This window comes from Streptomyces sp. DSM 40868, from assembly GCF_011820545.1.
In the GTDB taxonomy this organism is placed as follows: domain Bacteria; phylum Actinomycetota; class Actinomycetes; order Streptomycetales; family Streptomycetaceae; genus Streptomyces; species Streptomyces eurythermus.
This window is the reverse complement of sequence record NZ_CP050504.1, coordinates 2,771,521-2,790,572: the sequence shown is the minus strand read 5'-3', so window position 1 is coordinate 2,790,572 and position 19,052 is coordinate 2,771,521. Positions and strand designations below refer to the sequence as shown.

Sequence of the window (19,052 nt, the reverse complement as noted above, 5' to 3'; positions counted from 1 at the left end):
CGCACCCGTGTGCGGCGGGCCGGAGGCGGGGACGGGACGTGATCCCGAGGCCGCGTACGGCGGGCCGGAGACAGTAGAGGAGGCGATCCCGCACTCGCGCACGGCGGGAAGGGGACGGGGCGGGTTGTGTCCGCCCGCAGCGGCCGGCGAAAAGTCCGGCAACGCAGGAGAGACAGGGCGCCGGCCCGAGGACGGACACTGCCCGCCGCGGCCCCGACCCCCACACGACAGCGGGCGCGACAGCAACCACGACGCACCCGCACAGGCCGCCGCAGGCATCCCGCCTGAACCACGATGCACAGCCCCACAACCCAAGCCCCCCACCCCCCGCCGGTTACGCTCGGGCCAGGACGCCACACACACCAGAGGAGACCACGGACATGACGCCGGGGCGCAGAAGCAGCACCTTCACCCGTCTGCTCCGACACGGCTTCACCGACCCCTCCGCGGCCGAACGCCTCCTGGACGGCCCCGAACTGACCACCGTCCGCGACGACCCCGTCCTCCTCGAAGCCCTGGGCGCCACCGCGGACCCCGACCTCGCCCTGCACGGCCTGGTCCGCCTCCTGGAGGCCCAGCCCACCCCCACCGCCCACCGCGAACTGCTGGACACCCTCATCGCGGCCAAACCCCTCCGCGACCGCCTCCTCGGCGTCCTCGGCGCCTCCACCGCCCTCGCCGACCACCTCGCCCGCCACCCCACCGACTGGCACGCCCTGGTCACATACGAACCGCACGACCTCCACCCGGGCGTCACGGAGTTCGAACGCGGCCTGGCCGAGGCCACCGACCCGGTCTCCCTCCGCGTCGCCTACCGCCGCTGCCTGCTCTCCATCGCCGCCCGCGACGTCTGCGGCACCACGGACGTCGCCGAGACCGCGGGCGAACTCGCCGACCTGGCCACCGCCACCCTCCGCACGGCCCTGGCCCTCGCGGAGACCGCCGCCCCCGAGGACGCCGCCGCCTGCCGCCTCGCGGTGATCGCGATGGGCAAGTGCGGCGGCCACGAACTGAACTACGTCTCCGACGTCGACTTGATCTTCGTGGCGGAACCGGCGGAGGGCACCCCGGAGCCCCAGGCCCTCCGGTCGGCGACGAAACTCGCCTCCCACCTGATGCGGATCTGCTCCGAGACGACCGTGGAGGGCTCCATCTGGCCGGTGGACGCCAACCTCCGCCCCGAGGGCCGCAACGGCCCCCTCGTGCGCACCCTCAGCAGCCACGTCGCCTACTACCAGCGCTGGGCGAAGACCTGGGAGTTCCAGGCCCTCCTCAAGGCCCGCCCGGTGGCCGGCGATCCGGCGCTCGGCCAGGCGTACCTGGACGCGCTGCACCCCCTGGTCTGGAAGGCGGCCGAGCGGGAGAACTTCGTACCGGACGTGCAGAAGATGCGCCGCCGCGTGGTGGAGAACATCCCCGCCGCCGAGATCGACCGGGAACTCAAACTCGGCCCGGGCGGCCTGCGCGACGTGGAGTTCGCCGTCCAGCTCCTCCAGCTGGTGCACGGCCGCACCGACCCCGCCCTGCGCAGCGGCACCACCCTGGACGCACTCAAGGCCCTGGCCGCGGGCGGCTACGTGGGCCGCGAGGACGCGGCCCGGCTGGAGGAGGCGTACCGCTTCCTGCGCTCCATGGAGCACCGCATCCAGCTGTACCGCCTGCGCCGCACCCACCTCGTCCCGGAGGCGGAGGCCGACCTGCGCCGCCTCGGCCGCTCGCTGGGCCTGCGCACCGACCCGGTGGCCGGGCTGACCCGCGAGTGGAAGCGGCACAGCACGGTCGTACGCCGCCTGCACGAGAAGCTGTTCTACCGCCCGCTGCTCGACGCGGTCGCCCAACTCGCGCCGGGGGAGGCGAGGTTGAGCGCGGAGGCGGCGCGTGAACGCCTCATCGCCCTCGGCTACGCCGACCCGGCCGCCGCCCTGCGCCACCTGGAGGCCCTGGCCTCCGGCGTGACCCGCAAGGCGGCCATCCAGCGCACCCTGCTGCCCGTGCTGCTCGGCTGGTTCGCCGACTCCGCCGACCCGGACGCCGGCCTGCTGAACTTCCGCAAGGTCTCCGACGCGCTCGGCAAGACCCCCTGGTACCTGCGGCTGCTGCGCGACGAGGGCGCCGCGGCGGAGAACCTGGCCCGCGTGCTGTCGGCGGGCCGCCTCGCCCCCGATCTGCTGATGCGCGCCCCGGAGGCGGTGGCCCTGCTCGGCGACGGCGACGGCGGCGGCCTCGCCCCCCGGCAGCGCGCCGCGCTGGAGCAGGAGATCATGGCGGCCGTGGGCCGCGCCGAGAACGCCGCACAGGGCGTCACGGCGGCCCGTGGCGTCCGCCGCCGCGAGCTGTTCCGCACCGCCGCCGCCGACATCGTCGGCTCCTACGGCACCGAGACCAGCCCCGCCGAGGCGGACCAGGGCGCCCTGGTGGACCGGGTCGGCGCGGCCGTCTCCGACCTCACCAAGGCCACCCTGGCCGGCACCCTGCGCGCGGTCGTCCGGGAGGGCTGGGGCGACACCCTGCCCACCCGGTTCGCGGTGATCGGCATGGGCCGCTTCGGCGGGCACGAGCTGGGCTACGGCTCCGACGCCGACGTGCTGTTCGTGCATGAGCCGAGGGAGGGCGTGGCCGAGCAGGAGGCGTCGGCCGCCGCCAACCGGGTCGTCGCCGAGATGCGCCGGCTGCTCCAGCTGCCCAGCGCCGACCCGCCGCTGCTGATCGACGCCGACCTGCGCCCGGAGGGCAAGTCGGGGCCGCTGGTGCGCACCCTGAAGTCGTACGAGGCGTACTACCGCCGCTGGTCCCTGGTGTGGGAGTCACAGGCGCTGCTGCGGGCGGAGCCGGTGGCCGGCGACCCCGACCTGGGCCGGCGCTTCGTCGAGTTGATCGACCCGCTGCGCTACCCGGCCAAGGGTCTCGGCGAGGACGCGGTGCGCGAGATCCGCCGACTGAAGGCGCGGATGGAGTCCGAGCGGCTGCCGCGCGGCGCCGACCCCAAGCTGCACACCAAGCTGGGGCCCGGCGGCCTGTCCGACGTGGAGTGGACGGTCCAGCTGCTCCAGCTCCGGCACGCCCACCACGAGCCGGGCCTGCGCACCACCCGCACCCGCGAGGCGCTGGCCGCCGCCCGCGCGGCCGGGCTGCTGTCCGCCGAGGACGCGGAGATCCTGGACGAGGCGTGGGTACTGGCGAGCCGGGTGCGCAACGCGGTGATGCTGGTGCGCGGCCGGGCCGGGGAGACCTTCCCCACCGAGCCGCGCGAGCTGGCCGCGGTGGGCCGCTACCTCGGCTACGGCGCCGGCCACGCCGGAGACATGCTGGACGCCTACCGCCGCACCACCCGCCGGGCCCGCACCGTGGTGGAGGACCTGTTCTACGGGGACTGACGGAAACCCGGCGCCGCCCCCGCCCTCCACACGGACGGCGCCGCCCCCCGCCCTCCATACGGACGGCGCCGCCCCCCGCCCTCCCCACGGACGGCGCCGCCCTCCGCGCCTACACGGACGGCGCCGACCCCCAAGCCCGCCCCGCGGGCCGGGGGACCAGCCGCGGCAGCGCGTACGGCAGGCTGCCGTAGCAGAGGCGGGCCGCCGTGAAGCCGAAGGCGAGGCAGAGCACCCCGCCCACCGCGTCCAGCCAGAAGTGGTTGGCCGTGGCGACGATGACCACGAGGGTGAGCGCCGGGTACAGCAGCCCCAGCACCCGCACCCACGGCACCGACGCCAGCGCGCACACCGTCAGCCCGCACCACAGCGACCACCCGATGTGCATGGACGGCATCGCCGCGTACTGGTTGGACATGTGCTTGAGGTCGCCGGAGGCCATCGAACCCCAGGTGTGGTGCACCATCACGGTGTCCACGAAGTGCCCGCCGCGCATCAACCGAGGGGGTGCGAGCGGGAACAGGTAGTAACCGAGCAGGGCCACAGCGGTGGTCGCGAACAGCACCAGCCGGGTCGCCGCGTACCGCCCCGGATGCCACCGGTACAGCCACACCAGCACTCCGAGCGTGATGATGAAGTGCAGCGTGGCGTAGTAGTAGTTCATCCCGATGATGAGCCAAGACACCGAATTGGCGGCGTGGTTGACCGTCTGCTCCACGCCGACGCCGATCGCGTGCTCGAACCGCCAGATCCAGTCCGCGTTGCGCAGCGCCGCGTCCCGCTGCTCCGGTACGGCGTTGCGCACCAGTGAGTACGTCCAGTAACTCACCGCAACCAGAAGGATCTCGAACCACAGCCGGGGGCGGCGCGGGCGCGGCCGCCGCGGCCGGCCCGGCCTGTTCTCGCCCGTGACGGCCCGCGGAGCGGCCGTCTCCTCGCGACCGTCCGGCTCTGTCACGGTCGAGTCACTCATGGTCACAGAGTCTGCCAGAAAAGGTTGTTTACCCGGCCGATCATCCCAAGTTCGGCTCCGCCGCGCACCTTCTGGGCCGGGTGCGGGCCCCGCGGACCGCGACAGCGAGCCGCGGCCTACGTCGTGCGCGAACCGTGCGGAGCCGAGGCGGTCGAGCCCCGCACCACCAGTTCCGGCATGAACACGAACTCGCTGTGCGGCGCGGGGGTCCCGCCGATCTCCTCCAGCAGCGTGCGCACCGCCGCCTGTCCCATCGCCGGGACCGGCTTGCGGACCGTGGTCAGCGGCGGGTCGGTGAAGGCGATCAGCGGGGAGTCGTCGAAGCCGACCACCGACACGTCCCGGGGCACCTCCAGCCCCCGCTGCCGGGCCGTGCGTATCGCGCCCAGCGCCATCATGTCGCTGGCGCAGACCACCGCCGTGCAGCCCCGCTCGATCAGCGCCGCCGCCGCGGCCTGGCCGCCCTCCAGCGTGTACAGCGAGTGCTGGATCAGCTCGCTCTCCACGGTCTGCGCGGCGAGCCCCAGCTGGTCCTGCACGGCCCGTACGAAGCCCTCGATCTTGCGCTGCACCGGCACGAACCGCTTGGGCCCGAGGGCGAGCCCGATCCGGGTGTGCCCGAGGGACACCAGGTGGGTCACCGCGAGCGACATCGCCGCCCGGTCGTCGGGGGAGATGAACGGCGCCTGCACCTGCGGCGAGAACCCGTCCACCAGCACGAACGGCACGCCCTGCGCCCGCAGCCGCTCATAGCGCTGCATGTCGGCGGTGGTGTCGGCGTGCAGCCCGGAGACGTAGATGATCCCGGCGACCCCGCGGTCCACCAGCATCTCGGTCAGCTCGTCCTCGGTGGAGCCGCCGGGGGTCTGCGTGGCGAGCACCGGGGTGTAGCCCTGGCGGGTCAGCGCCTGGCCGATGACCTGCGCCAGGGCCGGGAATATCGGGTTCTCCAGCTCGGGCGTGATCAGCCCGACCAGGCCCTCGCTGCGCTGCCGCAGCCGTACCGGGCGCTCGTAGCCCAGGACGTCCAGGGCGGCGAGCACGGACTGGCGGGTGGTGGCGGCGACGCCCGGTTTTCCGTTGAGGACCCGGCTGACGGTCGCTTCGCTCACCCCCGCCTGCGCAGCGATGTCGGCAAGCCGTGTGGTCACGGCATTGGACTGTACCGGTCGGCCCCGCCCTTGCACACCGGCCGGACGCCGGGCACGGACGGCCGGACGCCCCGCAGTGGGTTGCTGCCTCATCGCGGCTCCCTCGAATTCATGGTGGCAAGAGCTTGCAGAGTCTTGCACACGTGTCCATCGGCCGCCGAACGGTCACGACGGGGTAACCATCGTGTTCCCTTGCACTTTTTTTCTGCAAGGTCTTTCGCAGCGCTTACATCGCTGTTACGTTCCCTGTCGCCCGGCCGCGGCAACGGCGCAGTCGGCAAGTCGCAAGGGGCGGACGGCACCGCCCCCTGTACCACTCGGGCTTTAACCCTCAAGGAGAACTCATGCGGCGTGGCATAGCGGCCTCCGCGCTGGTGGCGTCCCTCGCCCTGACGGCGACGGCGTGCGGCGGGAGCGACAGCGACAGCGGGAAGTCGGACGGCCCGGTCACCATCACCTGGTGGGACACCTCCAACGCCACGAACGAGGCCCCGACCTACCGGGCCCTGGTCGAGCAGTTCGAGGCCGCGCACAAGGACATCAAGGTCAAGTACGTCAACGTGCCCTTCGACCAGGCGCAGAACAAGTTCGACACCGCGGCCGGCGCCACCGGCGCCCCGGACGTGCTGCGCTCCGAGGTCGGCTGGACCCCGGCCTTCGCCAAGAAGGGCTTCTTCCTGCCGCTGGACGGCACCGAGGCCCTCGCCGACCAGGCGAAGTTCCAGCCGAGTCTGATCAAGCAGGCCCAGTACGAGGGCAAGACCTACGGCGTGCCGCTGGTCACCGACACCCTCGCGCTGGTCTACAACAAGGCCCTGTTCGAGAAGGCCGGCATCACCGAGGCCCCCAAGACCTGGGACGAGCTGAAGGCCGCCGCCGCGAAGATCAAGGACAAGACCGGGGCCGACGGCTACTGGGGCTCCGTCCAGGCCTACTACGCCCAGCCCTTCCTCTACGGCGAGGGCACCGACACCGTCGACGCCGCCGCCAAGAAGATCACCGTGAACTCGCCCGCCGCCCAGAAGGCCTACGGCACCTGGCAGAGCCTGTTCTCCGGCAAGGGCCTGCACAAGGCCGACGCCACCGCCGACGCCTACGCCCACATCCAGGACGCGTTCGTCAACGGCAAGGTCGCCGCGATCATCCAGGGCCCCTGGGAGATCACGAACTTCTACAAGGGCAGCGCCTTCAAGGACAAGAAGAACCTGGGCATCGCCACCGTCCCGGCCGGCTCCACCGGCAAGGCGGGCGCCCCGACCGGCGGCCACAATCTGTCGGTCTACGCCGGCTCGGACAAGGCCCACCAGGAGGCGGCCCTGAAGTTCGTGAACTTCATGACCTCCGCCCAGGCGCAGGAGACCGTCGCCGTGAAGAACTCCACCCTGCCCACCCGCGCCGACGCCTACACCGCGAAGGTCAAGGCCGACCCGGGCATCGCCGGCTACCAGGGCGTCCTGGCCGCCGCCCAGCCCCGCCCGGCCCTGCCCGAGTACAGCTCCCTGTGGGTCCCGCTCGACACCGAGCTGGCCAAGGTCGCCGGCGGCAAGGAGTCGCTGGACAAGGGCCTCGGCAACGCCGAGCTGGCCATCTCCAAGCTGGTGGACGGCTTCAGCAAGTGAGCCCGGGTGGCCGCCGGCCGCTCCCGCCGCACGCGGGGGAGGGGACCGGCGGCCACCACCCCGCGCCCAGCCCACCACCCTGATCCTTTGAAGGTGTCGAACCATGACAGTCGCCATCGACCGCGCCACCGGCAAGCGCCGCGGTGACCGCGCGCCTCGTCCCGGGCTGGGGCAGCGCGTCAAGAACGGCTTCCAGAAGTACTGGTACGCCTACGCGATGATCGCCCCGGTGGTCATCGTGCTCGGCGTCCTCGTCGGCTACCCGCTGGCGCGCGGCTTCTACCTCACCCTCACCGACGCCAACAGCCTCAACTCGGCGCGGACGATCGGCGTCAACCACATCGACGCCACCTACGAGTTCATCGGCCTGGACAACTACCAGGACATCCTGTTCGGCCCGACGGCCTACGACCGGTTCTGGTCGCACTTCCTGTGGACCGTCTTCTGGACGGCCGCCTGCGTCGCCCTGCACTACGTCCTCGGGCTCGGCCTCGCGCTCATGCTGCACCAGAAGCTGCGCGGCCGCACCGTCTACCGGCTGCTGCTCGTCCTGCCCTGGGCGGTGCCGACCTTCGTCACCGTCTTCTCTTGGCGGATCATGCTGGCCGACTCCGGCGCGCTCAACCAGCTCCTCGGCGCCCTCCACCTGCCCCAGCCGGCCTGGCTGGAGGACACCTTCTGGCAGCGGTTCGCGGCGATCATGGTGAACACCTGGTGCGGTGTGCCGTTCATGATGCTCTCGCTGCTCGGCGGGCTGCAGTCCATCGACTCCACGCTCTACGAGGCCGCCGAGATGGACGGCGCCAGCGCCTGGCAGCGCTTCCGCCACGTCACCCTGCCCGGGCTGCGCGCGGTCAGCTCCACCGTGGTCCTGCTCGGCGTCATCTGGACCTTCAACCAGTTCGTCATCATCTTCCTGCTGTTCGGCAAGAACTCCGCCCCGGACGCCCAGATCCTCGTCACCTGGGCCTACCAGCTGGGCTTCGGCCAGCAGCCGCGCGACTTCGCCCAGTCCGCCGCCTACGGCGTGCTGCTGCTGTCGATCCTCACCGTCTTCACGTCCTTCTACTTCCGCTGGCTGAAGCGCAATGACCAGCTCGCCGTCTGACGCCGCAGGAGCCGCCGCCATGAGCACCACGACCCTGGACACCACCGAGACCGCGCCGGCCCCCGCCGCCGTACCCGTCCGCCGCACCCGCCGGCGCGGCGAGCGCGGACCGCTCGGCACCGCCCTGCTGCACGGCGGCCTCGTCCTGGCCAGCCTGATCGCCCTCGCCCCGGTGGCCTGGCTGTGCTACCTGTCCCTCGGCCCGGACAAGGACGACTACCTCCACCCGGGCGGCATCGCGAGCAAGCTGACCTTCTCCAACTACGGCTTCGTGCTCCAGCACACCGGCTTCCTCGACTGGTTCAAGTCGACGCTGATCGTGGCCCTCGGCACCACCGTGGTCGGTGTCCTCGTCGCCGCCACCACCGGCTACGCCGTCTCCCGGATGCGCTTTCCCGGCTACAAGCCGCTGATGTGGGTCCTGCTGCTCACCCAGGCCTTCCCGATCGCCATCCTGATCGTGCCGATGTACGAGATCTTCAGCGAGCTGGGCCTCATCGACACCTACTGGGCGCTGATCGCGATCAACTGCTCCACCGCCGTGCCGTACAGCGCCTGGCTGCTCAAGGGGTACTTCGACACCATCCCGTTCGAGATCGACGAGGCCGGGCGGGTGGACGGGCTCACCCCCTTCGGCACCTTCTTCCGGCTGATCCTGCCGCTGGCCCGCCCGGGCCTGGCCGTCGCCGCGTTCTACACCTTCATCACCGCCGTCGGCGAGGTCGCCTTCGCGACGACCTTCCTGCTGGACGACTCCAAGTACACCTTCGCCGTCGGTCTGCAGACCTTCGTCAGCGAGCACGACGCCCAGTGGAACTACATGGCCGCCACCGCGGTGCTGATCGCGATACCGGTGACGGTGTTCTTCTACCTCGTGCAGAAGAACCTGGTCACCGGCCTCACCGCCGGCGGCACCAAGGGCTGAGGCCCGTACCAGGCCAGGCGGGCCGCGGTGGACCGTCAGACCCCGCTGCCACCGCGGCCCGCCTCATCACCCCGGCCCCTCAACGACCGCCCGTCATGACCCAGTTACGTATCAAGGACGCCATGAGCCAGCAGCACACCGCCGCACCGGCCCGCCACTTCGCCACCGTCTCCGTCGCCGACCGCCGCGACTGGTGGCGGGACGCGGTCATCTACCAGGTCTATCCGCGCAGCTTCGCCGACAGCAACGGCGACGGCATGGGCGACCTGGAGGGCGTACGCTCCCGCCTGCCGTATCTGCGCGACCTCGGCGTGGACGCGGTGTGGCTCAGCCCCTTCTACGCCTCCCCGCAGGCCGACGCCGGCTACGACGTCGCCGACTACCGTGCCGTCGACCCGATGTTCGGCTCCCTGCTGGACGCCGACGCGCTGATCCGCGACGCCCACGGGCACGGACTGCGCGTCATCGTGGACCTGGTCCCCAACCACTCCTCCGACCGGCACGAGTGGTTCAAGCGCGCCCTCGCCGAGGGCCCCGGCTCCCCGCTGCGCGACCGCTACCACTTCCGCCCCGGCAAGGGGAAGAACGGCGAACTGCCGCCCAACGACTGGGAGTCCATCTTCGGCGGCCCGGCCTGGACCCGGGTGACCGAGCCGGACGGCACCCCCGGCGAGTGGTACCTGCACCTGTTCGCCCCCGAGCAGCCCGACTTCAACTGGGACCACCCGGCCGTCGGCGACGAGTTCCGCTCGATCCTGCGCTTCTGGCTGGACATGGGCGTGGACGGCTTCCGCATCGACGTCGCCCACGGCCTGGTCAAGGCGGAGGGCCTGCCCGACCTCGGCACCCACGACCAGGTCAAGCTGCTGGGCAACGACGTCATGCCGTTCTTCGACCAGGACGGCGTGCACGCCATCTACCGCCAGTGGCGCCGCATCCTCGACGAATATTCGGGTGACCGCATCTTCGTGGCCGAGGCGTGGACCCCGACCGTCGAGCGCACCGCGAACTACGTCCGTCCCGACGAACTCCACCAGGCGTTCAACTTCCAGTACCTGGGGACGGCCTGGGACGCCAAGGAGCTGCGGGCGGTCATCGACCGCACCCTGGACGCGATGCGCCCGGTCGGCGCCCCCGCCACCTGGGTGCTGTCCAACCACGACGTCACCCGGCACGCCACCCGCTTCGCCAACCCGCCCGGCCTCGGCACCCAGATCCGCACGGCCGGCGACCGCGAGCTGGGCCTGCGCCGCGCCCGCGCCGCCACCCTGCTGATGCTCGCCCTGCCCGGCTCGGCCTACCTCTACCAGGGGGAGGAACTGGGCCTCCCGGACGTCGTGGACCTGCCCGACGAGGTGCGCCAGGACCCGGCGTACTTCCGCGGCGCGGGCCAGGACGGCTTCCGGGACGGCTGCCGGGTGCCGATCCCGTGGACCCGTACGGGCTCCTCCTACGGCTTCGGCGACGGCGGCAGCTGGCTGCCCCAGCCGCCGGTCTGGGCCGAGCTGAGCGTCGAGGCGCAGACCGGGGTTCCCGGCTCCACGCTGGAGCTGTACCGGTCGGCGCTGCGGGTCCGCCGGGAGCGGCCGGACCTGGGCGCGGGCGAGTCGGTGGAGTGGCTGCGCGCGCCGGAGGGCGTCCTGGCCTTCAGGCGGGGCGACTTCGTGTGCGTGGCCAACACCACCGGTGAGTCCGTGACGATCCCGTCCCATGGCCGGGTGCTGCTCGCCAGCGGCGAGGTCACCGAGGCGGACGGCGAGACGAAGGTGCCCGCCGACACCACCGTCTGGTGGACCGCGGAGCGCTGACATCCCCACCGGCGCGCACCCCTGGCGCCCCGCCGGAAAGCTCGCCCGCATCACCTTCACGACGGCCCGCCGCCTTCCGGGCGGCGGGCCGGGCCTTTACCCTCTGCGTCACCGCAAGCCCGCCGAAGCTTTCAGCAAACGGCTTCAGCGGTCCCCACCCCACTGCCTTCAGCGTCGAAGGACCCCACATGGCACGCAGCACACTCCCCACGGCGGTCGCCCTCACCGCCGCCGCCTTGTTTGGCATGACCCCGACTACCGCCGAGGCCGCCCCGCCCGGCACCAAGGACGTCACCGCCGTCCTCTTCGAGTGGAACTACGCCTCCGTGGCCAGGGAGTGCACCACCGCCCTCGGCCCCGCCGGCTACGGATACGTCCAGGTCTCCCCGCCCGCCGAGCACATCCAGGGCGCCCAGTGGTGGACGTCGTACCAGCCCGTGTCGTTCAAGATCGCCGGCCGGCTCGGCGACCGCACGGCGTTCCGGAACATGGTGGACACCTGCCACGCGGCCGGGGTGAAGGTCGTCGCCGACGCCGTCGTCAACCACATGTCGGCCGGCTCGGGCACCGGCACCGGCGGCTCGTCGTACACCAAGTACACCTACCCGGGCCTGTACTCGGCCCCCGACTTCGACGACTGCACCGCCCAGGTGTCGAACTACTCCGACCGCTGGAACGTCCAGCACTGCGAACTCGTCGGCCTCGCCGACCTGGACACCGGCGAGGAGTACGTCCGCAAGACGGTCGCCGGCTATCTGAACGACCTGCTGAGCCTGGGCGTGGACGGCTTCCGGATCGACGGGGCCAAGCACATACCGGCCGCGGACCTGGCGAACATCAAGAGCCGTCTGACCAACCCGTCGGTCTACTGGAAGCAGGAGGTCATCTACGGCGCGGGCGAGGCCGTCCAGCCCTCCGAGTACACCGGCAACGGAGACGTCCAGGAGTTCCGCTACGCCTACGACCTCAAGCGGGTCTTCACCGCCGAGAAGCTCGCGTACCTGAAGAACTACGGCGAGGGCTGGGGCTACCTGAACGGCTCGGCCGCGGGCGTCTTCGTGGACAACCACGACACCGAGCGCAACGGCAGCACGCTCAACTACAAGAGCGGCGCGAACTACACCCTGGCCAACGTGTTCATGCTGGCCTGGCCGTACGGCGCCCCGGACGTCAACTCCGGCTACGAGTGGTCGGACGCCGACGCCGGCCCGCCGAACGGCGGCCGGGTCGACGCCTGCTGGCAGAACGGCTGGAAGTGCCAGCACGCCTGGCCGGAGATCAAGTCCATGGTCGCCTTCCGCAACGCGACCCGCGGCCAGGCGGTCACGAACTGGTGGGACAACGGGGGCAACTGGATCGCCTTCGGCCGGGGCACCAAGGGCTACGTGGCCGTCAACCACGAGCCGGGCAGCATGACCCGCACCTACCAGACCTCCCTGCCCGCCGGGACGTACTGCGACGTGCAGAGCAACAAGCCGGTGACCGTCGACTCCGGCGGCCGGTTCACCGCCACCCTGGCCGCCAATACCGCCCTCGCGCTCCACGCCGGCAAGCCGAACTGCTGAGGAGTCACCCAGTGATACCAAGACGGCAGGCGCCGCCCAGGCGCCGAGCGAGGGCGGCGGCCGTCACCGCCGCGGCCCTCGCCGCCACCCTGCTGCCGCCCCTGGCCGCCCACGCGGCCGGCCCGCCCGCACCCCCGTCGGACGCCCGGCTCGCCGCCGTACCCGCCCGGCACGACGCCACCCGCGAGCAGTTCTACTTCGTCCTGCCGGACCGCTTCGCCAACGGCGACCCGTCCAACGACCGCGGCGGCCTGACCGGCTCCCGCCTCGACACCGGCTACGACCCCGCCGACAAGGGCTTCTACCAGGGCGGCGACCTCAAGGGCCTGACCGGGAAGCTGGACTACATCAAGGGGCTCGGCACCACGGCCATCTGGCTGGCGCCGATCTTCAAGAACCGCCCCGTGCAGGGCACCGGCAGCAACGCCTCGGCGGGCTACCACGGGTACTGGATCACCGACTTCACCCAGGTCGACCCCCACTTCGGCACCAACCAGGACCTGAAGAACCTCATCTCCAAGGCGCACGCCAAGGGCATGAAGGTCTTCTTCGACGTCATCACCAACCACACCGCCGACGTCGTCGACTACGACGAGAAGTCCTACGACTACCTCTCCAAGGGCGCCTTCCCCTACCTGACCGAGGACGGACGGCCCTTCGACGACGCCGACCACGCCGACGGCACGGGGAAGTTCCCGCCCGTCGGCACCGGCTCCTTCCCGTACACCCCGAGGGCGACCAGCCGGGCCAAGGTCCCGGCCTGGCTCAACGACCCGGCGATGTACCACAACCGGGGCGACTCCACGTACACCGGCGAGTCCACCACCTACGGCGACTTCTCCGGCCTGGACGACCTGTGGACCGAGCGGCCCGAGGTCGTCCACGGCATGGAGCGGATCTACCAGCGCTGGGTGCGGGACTTCGCCGTCGACGGCTTCCGGATCGACACCGTCAAGCACGTCAACATGGAGTTCTGGACGCAGTGGGCCACCGCGCTGGACCGCTACGCGGCCGAGCGCGGCCGGAAGGACTTCTTCATGTTCGGCGAGGTCTACTCCGCCGACCCCGCCGTCACCGCCCCGTACGTCACCCGGGGCCGGCTCGACGCCACCCTCGACTTCCCCTTCCAGGACGCGGCCCGCGCCTACGCCTCCCAGGGCGGCAGCGCCCGGAAGCTGGCGGCCGTCTTCGGCGCCGACCACCAGTACACGACCGACAAGGCCAACGCCTACGAACAGGTCACCTTCCTCGGCAACCACGACATGGGCCGCATCGGGACCTTCCTGAGGCAGGACAACCCGAACGCGACCGACGCCGAGATCCTGGCCAAGGACCGGCTCGCCAACGAGCTGATGTTCCTCAGCCGGGGCAACCCCGTCGTCTACTACGGCGACGAGCAGGGCTTCACCGGCTCCGGCGGCGACAAGGACGCCCGCCAGACCATGTTCGCCTCCAAGGTCGCCGACTACCTGGACGACGACGAGATCGGCACCGACCGCACCCACGCGAGCGCCGCCTACGACACCGGCGCCCCGCTGTACCGGCAGATCGCGGACCTGGCCAGGCTCCGCAAGGCCAACCCGGCCCTGACGGACGGCGTGCAGACCGAGCGGTACGCGGCCGACGGCCCCGGGATCTACGCCTTCACCCGCACCGACGCCGCCTCCGGCCAGGAGTACATCGTCGCCTTCAACAATGCCGGCTCACAGCGGACGGCGACCTTCGCGACCGGGTCGCCGGACATGACGTACCGGGGGATCCACGGAGCCACCGGCTCGGTGCGCTCCGACGGCGACCGCAAGCTCACCGTCACCGTCCCGGCCGGGTCCGCCGTCGTCTACAAGGCGGCCGGTCCCCTCGCCGAACCCACCGCCGAGCCGGCGATCACCCTGACCGCCCCTGCCGCCGGGGCCACCGGAACGGTGGACCTCAAGGCCGACGTCGACGGCGGACAGCTCAACCGGGTCGTCTTCGCCGCCCAGGTCGGCAACGGCAAGTGGCAGACGCTCGGCTCCGCCGACCACGCCCCCTACCAGGTCACCCAGACCCTCGGCACCGACGTGCCCGCCGGGACCGCCCTGCGCTACAAGGCCGTCGTCATCGACTCGGCCGGGCGCACCGCGAGCGCCACGGCGAGCAGCACCACCGGCACCCCGCCCGCGCCCGAGGTCCCCAGGGCCTCCTCCCGGGACTACGCGATCGTCCACTACAAGCGCGCCGACGGCGACTACGCCGACTGGGGCCTGTACGCCTGGGGCGACCTGGCCGACGGCGAGGCCACCACCTGGCCGGCCGGCCACCCCTTCGTCGGCCGGGACGCCTACGGCGCCTTCGCCTACGTCAAGCTGAGGCCGGGCGCCTCGAACGTCGGCTTCCTGGTCGTCGACAAGGACGGCAACAAGGACGTGTCCGCCGACCGGTCCATCGACGTCACCCGCACCGGCGAGGTGTGGATCGAGCAGGGCGAGGCCGACGTACGCACCGAGCGGCCGGACTACCCCGCCCAGGACCCGGCCAAGGCCGTCCTGCACTACCACCGCGCCGACGGGGACTACGACGGCTGGGGCCTGCATGTCTGGACGGGCGCCGCGCATCCCACCGACTGGTCGCAACCCCTGAAGCCGGTGAAGACTGATGCCTATGGCGCGGTCTTCGAGGTGCCCCTCATCGAGGGTGCCACCAGCCTCGGCTACATCATCCACAAGGGCGACGAGAAGGACCTCCCGGCCGACCAGAGCCTGGACCTCAGGGCCGCCGGCCACGAGGTGTGGCTGGTGAACGGCCAGGAGAAGCACCTGCTGCCGCAGCCGGCGGGCACCGCCGCCGCCCTCGACCTCACCACGTCCAAGGCGGTGTGGATCGACCGGGACACCGTCGCCTGGAACGGCGTGCCGGGCGCCGCCTCCACCCAGCTGCTGTACTCCCTCGACGGCTCCCTGACCGTCCGGGACGGGACCCTGAGCAGCGACGACGAGCGCTGGATCAGGCTGGAGAAGACGTCCCTGAGCGACGCGCAGAAGGCGAGGTTCCCGCACCTGAAGGACTACACCGCCTGGTCCGTCGACCCACGTGACCGGGACCGGGTGCGGGAAGCGGTCAAGGGCCAACTCGTCGCCTCGCAGCGGGCGCAGAACGGTGCCGTGCTGGCGGCGACGGGTGTGCAGATCGCCGGTGTGCTGGACGACCTGTATCCCGGTGCCACCAAGGCGCGTCTCGGCCCGGTGTTCCACGACGGAAGGCCCACCCTGTCCGTGTGGGCCCCGACGGCACAGAGCGTGTCGCTGGAGCTGGACGGTTCGGTCAAGAGGATGCGGCGGGACGATGCCACGGGCGTCTGGTCCGTCACCGGGCCGGCGTCCTGGAAGGGCAAGCCGTACCGGTACGTGGTGAAGGTGTGGGCGCCGAGCGTGCGGAAGGTGGTCACCAACAAGGTCACCGACCCGTACTCGGTCGCGCTCACCGCGGATTCCGGGCGCAGCCTGGTCGTGGACCTGGACGACAAGTCGCTGGCCCCGAAGGGCTGGCAGGCGCTGCGCAAGCCGAAGGCCGTGCCGCTGCGGGACGCGCAGATCCAGGAACTGCACATCCGGGACTTCTCCGTCGAGGACCGCACCTCCCGGCACCCGGGCACCTACCTGGCGTTCACCGACAAGGACAGCGACGGCTCGAAGCACCTGAGGAGGCTGGCGGAGTCGGGGACGTCGTACGTGCACCTGCTGCCCGCCTTCGACATCACCGGAATTCCCGAGCGCACGGTGGACCAGGCGGTCCCGGACTGCGACCTGGCCGCCTTCCCGGCGGATTCGGAGCGGCAGCAGGAGTGTGTGGGCAAGGTGGCCGGGAAGGACGCGTACAACTGGGGGTACGACCCGTTCCACTACACGGTCCCGGAGGGTTCGTACGCCACTGATCCGGACGGTGTGGCGCGGACGGTTGAGTTCCGGCGGATGGTGCAGGCGCTGAACGGGGACGGGCTGCGGGTGGTGATGGACGTGGTGTACAACCACACGGCGGCGAGCGGGCAGGCGGACACCTCCGTGCTGGACCGGATCGTGCCCGGCTACTACCAGCGTCTGCTGGCGGACGGGTCGGTGGCGAACAGCACCTGCTGCGCCAACACCGCGCCCGAGAACGCGATGATGGGCAAGCTGGTGGTGGACTCGGTCGTCACCTGGGCCAGGCAGTACAAGGTCGACGGGTTCCGCTTCGACCTCATGGGCCACCACCCCAAGGCCAACATCCTGGCCGTCCGCGAGGCCCTGGACGCGCTGACCCCCCAGAAGGACGGCGTCGACGGCAGGAAGATCATCCTGTACGGGGAGGGGTGGAACTTCGGCGAGGTCGCCGACGACGCCCGCTTCACGCAGGCCACGCAGAAGAACATGGCCGGTACCGGCATCGCCACCTTCTCCGACCGGGCCCGCGACGCGGTGCGCGGCGGCACCCCCTTCGATGCCGACCCCGGCGTGCAGGGCTTCGCCTCCGGCCTGTACACCGACCCCAACACCACCACCGCCAACGGCACGCGCGAGGAGCAGAAGGCCCGGCTGCTGCACTACCAGGACCTGATCAAGGTCGGGCTGAGCGGGAACCTGGCGAAGTACCGTTTCACCGACAGCGCGGGGCGGCAGGTCACCGGTGCGCAGGTGGACTACAACGGCGCGCCCGCCGGGTACGCCGAGGCCCCCGGTGACGCCCTGGCCTATGCGGACGCGCACGACAACGAGTCGCTGTTCGACGCGCTGGCCTACAAGCTGCCGACGGGCACGTCCCCTGGTGACCGGGCCCGGATGCAGGTTGTGGCCATGGCCACGGCCGCCCTCTCCCAGGGGCCGGCGCTGTCGCAGGCGGGCAGCGACCTGCTGCGCTCGAAGTCCCTGGACCGCAACTCCTTCGACAGCGGGGACTGGTTCAACGCGATCCACTGGGACTGTGCCGGCGGCAACGGCTTCGGGCGCGGGCTGCCCCCGGCGGCCGACAACCGGTCCAAGTGGGATTACGCCAGGCCCCTGCTCACCACCGTCGAGGTCGGCTGCCCGGAGATCACCGGTGCCTCGGCCGCCTACCGGGACCTGCTGAGGATTCGGACCACCGAGCAGGTCTTCTCCCTGGCCACCACCGCCGACGTCCAGCGGCATCTCTCCTTCCCGCTGTCCGGCAAGGACGAGACCCCGGGCGTGATCACCATGCGGCTCGGCAGCCTCGTCGTGGTCTTCAACGCCACCCCCGAACGGCAGGAACAGCGCGTCGGCGCCCTCGCCGGCACCCCCTACACCCTCCACCCCGTCCAGGCCACCGGCTCGGACCACACCGTCAAGTCGGCCTCGTACACCACCGGCACGGGTACGTTCACCGTCCCGGCCCGCACCGTCGCGGTGTTCACCCGGGCGGGGAACTAGGGTGAGGCCGTTGCCGTAGAACAGGAGTGCGCATGCCGCAGATCACCATCGACTACTCGGACCTCATGGAGGACGCCTTCGACCGCGAGGGGTTCGCGCGGGCGCTGCACGAGGCCACCGTGGAGATCGCGGCGGCGCGGCCGGAGGCGTGCAAGACGCAGTTCCGGCCGAGCGCGTTCACGGCGTTCGGGTACGAGGAGCCGGGGGCGCGCGGGCACGCCGTCGCGCACGTGACCATCGGGCTGCTCGCCGGGCGCACCGACGAGACGAAGGCACGGCTGACGGAGACGGCCGTGGAACTGCTGCGCAAGCACGTGACGGACGGGGCGTTCACCCTGCACGCCTCCGCGGAGATCCGCGACCTCGACCCGTCGTACCGGAAGTCCGACGGTTAGTCCGACGGTCAGGGGCGCCCGCTCAGGAACCGAGGGCGATGAGCCGGCCGGCCAGCACCGCGAAGGGGCCGTCGGCCGGCTCGTCCTTCACCATCGTGCGCAGCAGCTCGGCCATGTCCTCGTCGTGGACGGCGCTGACGGCGGCCAGCGCGGCGAAGTCGTGCACGAGCTGGACCTCCAGCTCGGCGCGCGGCACCCGCCGGCCCTCCAGCCAGATCAGGGCCGTGGACTCGGCGAGCGAGATCCAGGAGCGGACCACCAGCTCCAGCCGCGGCGACGCCTCGGTCACGCCCAGGTGCGACAGGATCTGGTCGTAGGCGGCCTGCCGCACGGAGTCGATGAGGGCGTTGGTCGCCGACGAGCCGACCGCCGGGCCGCCGCGCAGCAGCGCCGAGAAACCGGGGCCGTGCTCGTCCACGAAGTCGAAGTAGCGGCCCATCACCCGCAGCAGCCGGGCGCCGAGCGGTCCCTCGCGCGGCTCGTCGAAGCGGCTCGCCAGATCCTCCGACGCCCGCTTCAACGCGGCCTCGTACAGGCTGAGTTTGCCCGGGAAGTAGTGGTACACCAGCGGGCGCGAGATGCCCGCCGCCGTGGCTATCTCGTCGATCGAGACCTCGTCGGGCGAGCGTTGGCTGAACAGCTCCAGGGCGACGCCGATCAGCTGCTGCCGACGCTCCTCGACGCCCATTCTGCGGCGAACCCCGGTCCTCATACGAACACCTTACCGAGCGGATTCGG

At 71.5% G+C, this 19,052-nt stretch carries 11 protein-coding genes; 8 read left to right on the top strand and 3 right to left on the bottom strand.

All coding sequences use genetic code 11. The features are described 5' to 3' along the window. Positions 1-380: 380 nt before the first annotated feature. Positions 381-3,374 (top strand): bifunctional [glutamine synthetase] adenylyltransferase/[glutamine synthetase]-adenylyl-L-tyrosine phosphorylase, encoded by a 2,994-nt coding sequence (locus HB370_RS12575; RefSeq protein ID WP_030791433.1) that lies wholly within the window; start codon positions 381-383, stop codon positions 3,372-3,374. A 109-nt stretch (positions 3,375-3,483) separates the two neighbouring features. On the opposite strand, the gene HB370_RS12570 is transcribed toward HB370_RS12575, so the two are convergent. After that, complete coding sequence (locus tag HB370_RS12570) at positions 3,484-4,344, bottom strand: phosphatase PAP2 family protein (RefSeq protein ID WP_030791436.1); 861 nt, start codon at positions 4,342-4,344, stop codon at positions 3,484-3,486. A gap of 116 nt (positions 4,345-4,460) precedes the next feature. Next, positions 4,461-5,495 (bottom strand): LacI family DNA-binding transcriptional regulator, encoded by a 1,035-nt coding sequence (locus tag HB370_RS12565; protein WP_030791439.1) that lies wholly within the window; start codon positions 5,493-5,495, stop codon positions 4,461-4,463. Between the two features lie 344 nt (positions 5,496-5,839). On the opposite strand from HB370_RS12565, the gene HB370_RS12560 reads away from it, so the two are divergent. The 7 genes from HB370_RS12560 to HB370_RS12530 all read left to right on the top strand — a co-directional run bounded on the left by HB370_RS12560 (position 5,840) and on the right by HB370_RS12530 (position 18,314). Next, positions 5,840-7,114: an extracellular solute-binding protein gene (locus tag HB370_RS12560; protein ID WP_030791442.1), complete on the top strand. Its 1,275-nt coding sequence runs from the start codon at positions 5,840-5,842 to the stop codon at positions 7,112-7,114. Between the two features lie 103 nt (positions 7,115-7,217). Beyond that, complete coding sequence (locus HB370_RS12555; protein WP_030791446.1) at positions 7,218-8,222, top strand: sugar ABC transporter permease; 1,005 nt, start codon at positions 7,218-7,220, stop codon at positions 8,220-8,222. 19 nt (positions 8,223-8,241) lie between these two features. After that, positions 8,242-9,147: an ABC transporter permease subunit gene (locus HB370_RS12550; RefSeq protein WP_030791449.1), complete on the top strand. Its 906-nt coding sequence runs from the start codon at positions 8,242-8,244 to the stop codon at positions 9,145-9,147. 122 nt (positions 9,148-9,269) lie between these two features. Continuing rightward, positions 9,270-10,955: a glycoside hydrolase family 13 protein gene (locus HB370_RS12545; protein WP_030791452.1), complete on the top strand. Its 1,686-nt coding sequence runs from the start codon at positions 9,270-9,272 to the stop codon at positions 10,953-10,955. A gap of 188 nt (positions 10,956-11,143) precedes the next feature. Next, the gene (locus HB370_RS12540; protein WP_030791454.1) at positions 11,144-12,520 is read left to right on the top strand and encodes an alpha-amylase family protein; all 1,377 of its coding nucleotides are present in this window, start codon (positions 11,144-11,146) and stop codon (positions 12,518-12,520) included. A gap of 11 nt (positions 12,521-12,531) precedes the next feature. Continuing rightward, positions 12,532-17,919 (top strand): pullulanase-type alpha-1,6-glucosidase, encoded by a 5,388-nt coding sequence (gene pulA / locus HB370_RS12535; RefSeq protein WP_167512974.1) that lies wholly within the window; start codon positions 12,532-12,534, stop codon positions 17,917-17,919. A 32-nt stretch (positions 17,920-17,951) separates the two neighbouring features. After that, positions 17,952-18,314, top strand: a complete 363-nt coding sequence (locus tag HB370_RS12530) for an isomerase (protein WP_030783049.1) — start codon at positions 17,952-17,954, stop codon at positions 18,312-18,314. A 22-nt stretch (positions 18,315-18,336) separates the two neighbouring features. Here HB370_RS12530 and HB370_RS12525 read toward each other — a convergent pair whose 3' ends face one another. Beyond that, positions 18,337-19,026, bottom strand: coding sequence for a TetR/AcrR family transcriptional regulator (locus HB370_RS12525; protein ID WP_106980666.1), 690 nt, complete (start codon positions 19,024-19,026; stop codon positions 18,337-18,339). Positions 19,027-19,052 lie beyond the last annotated feature (26 nt).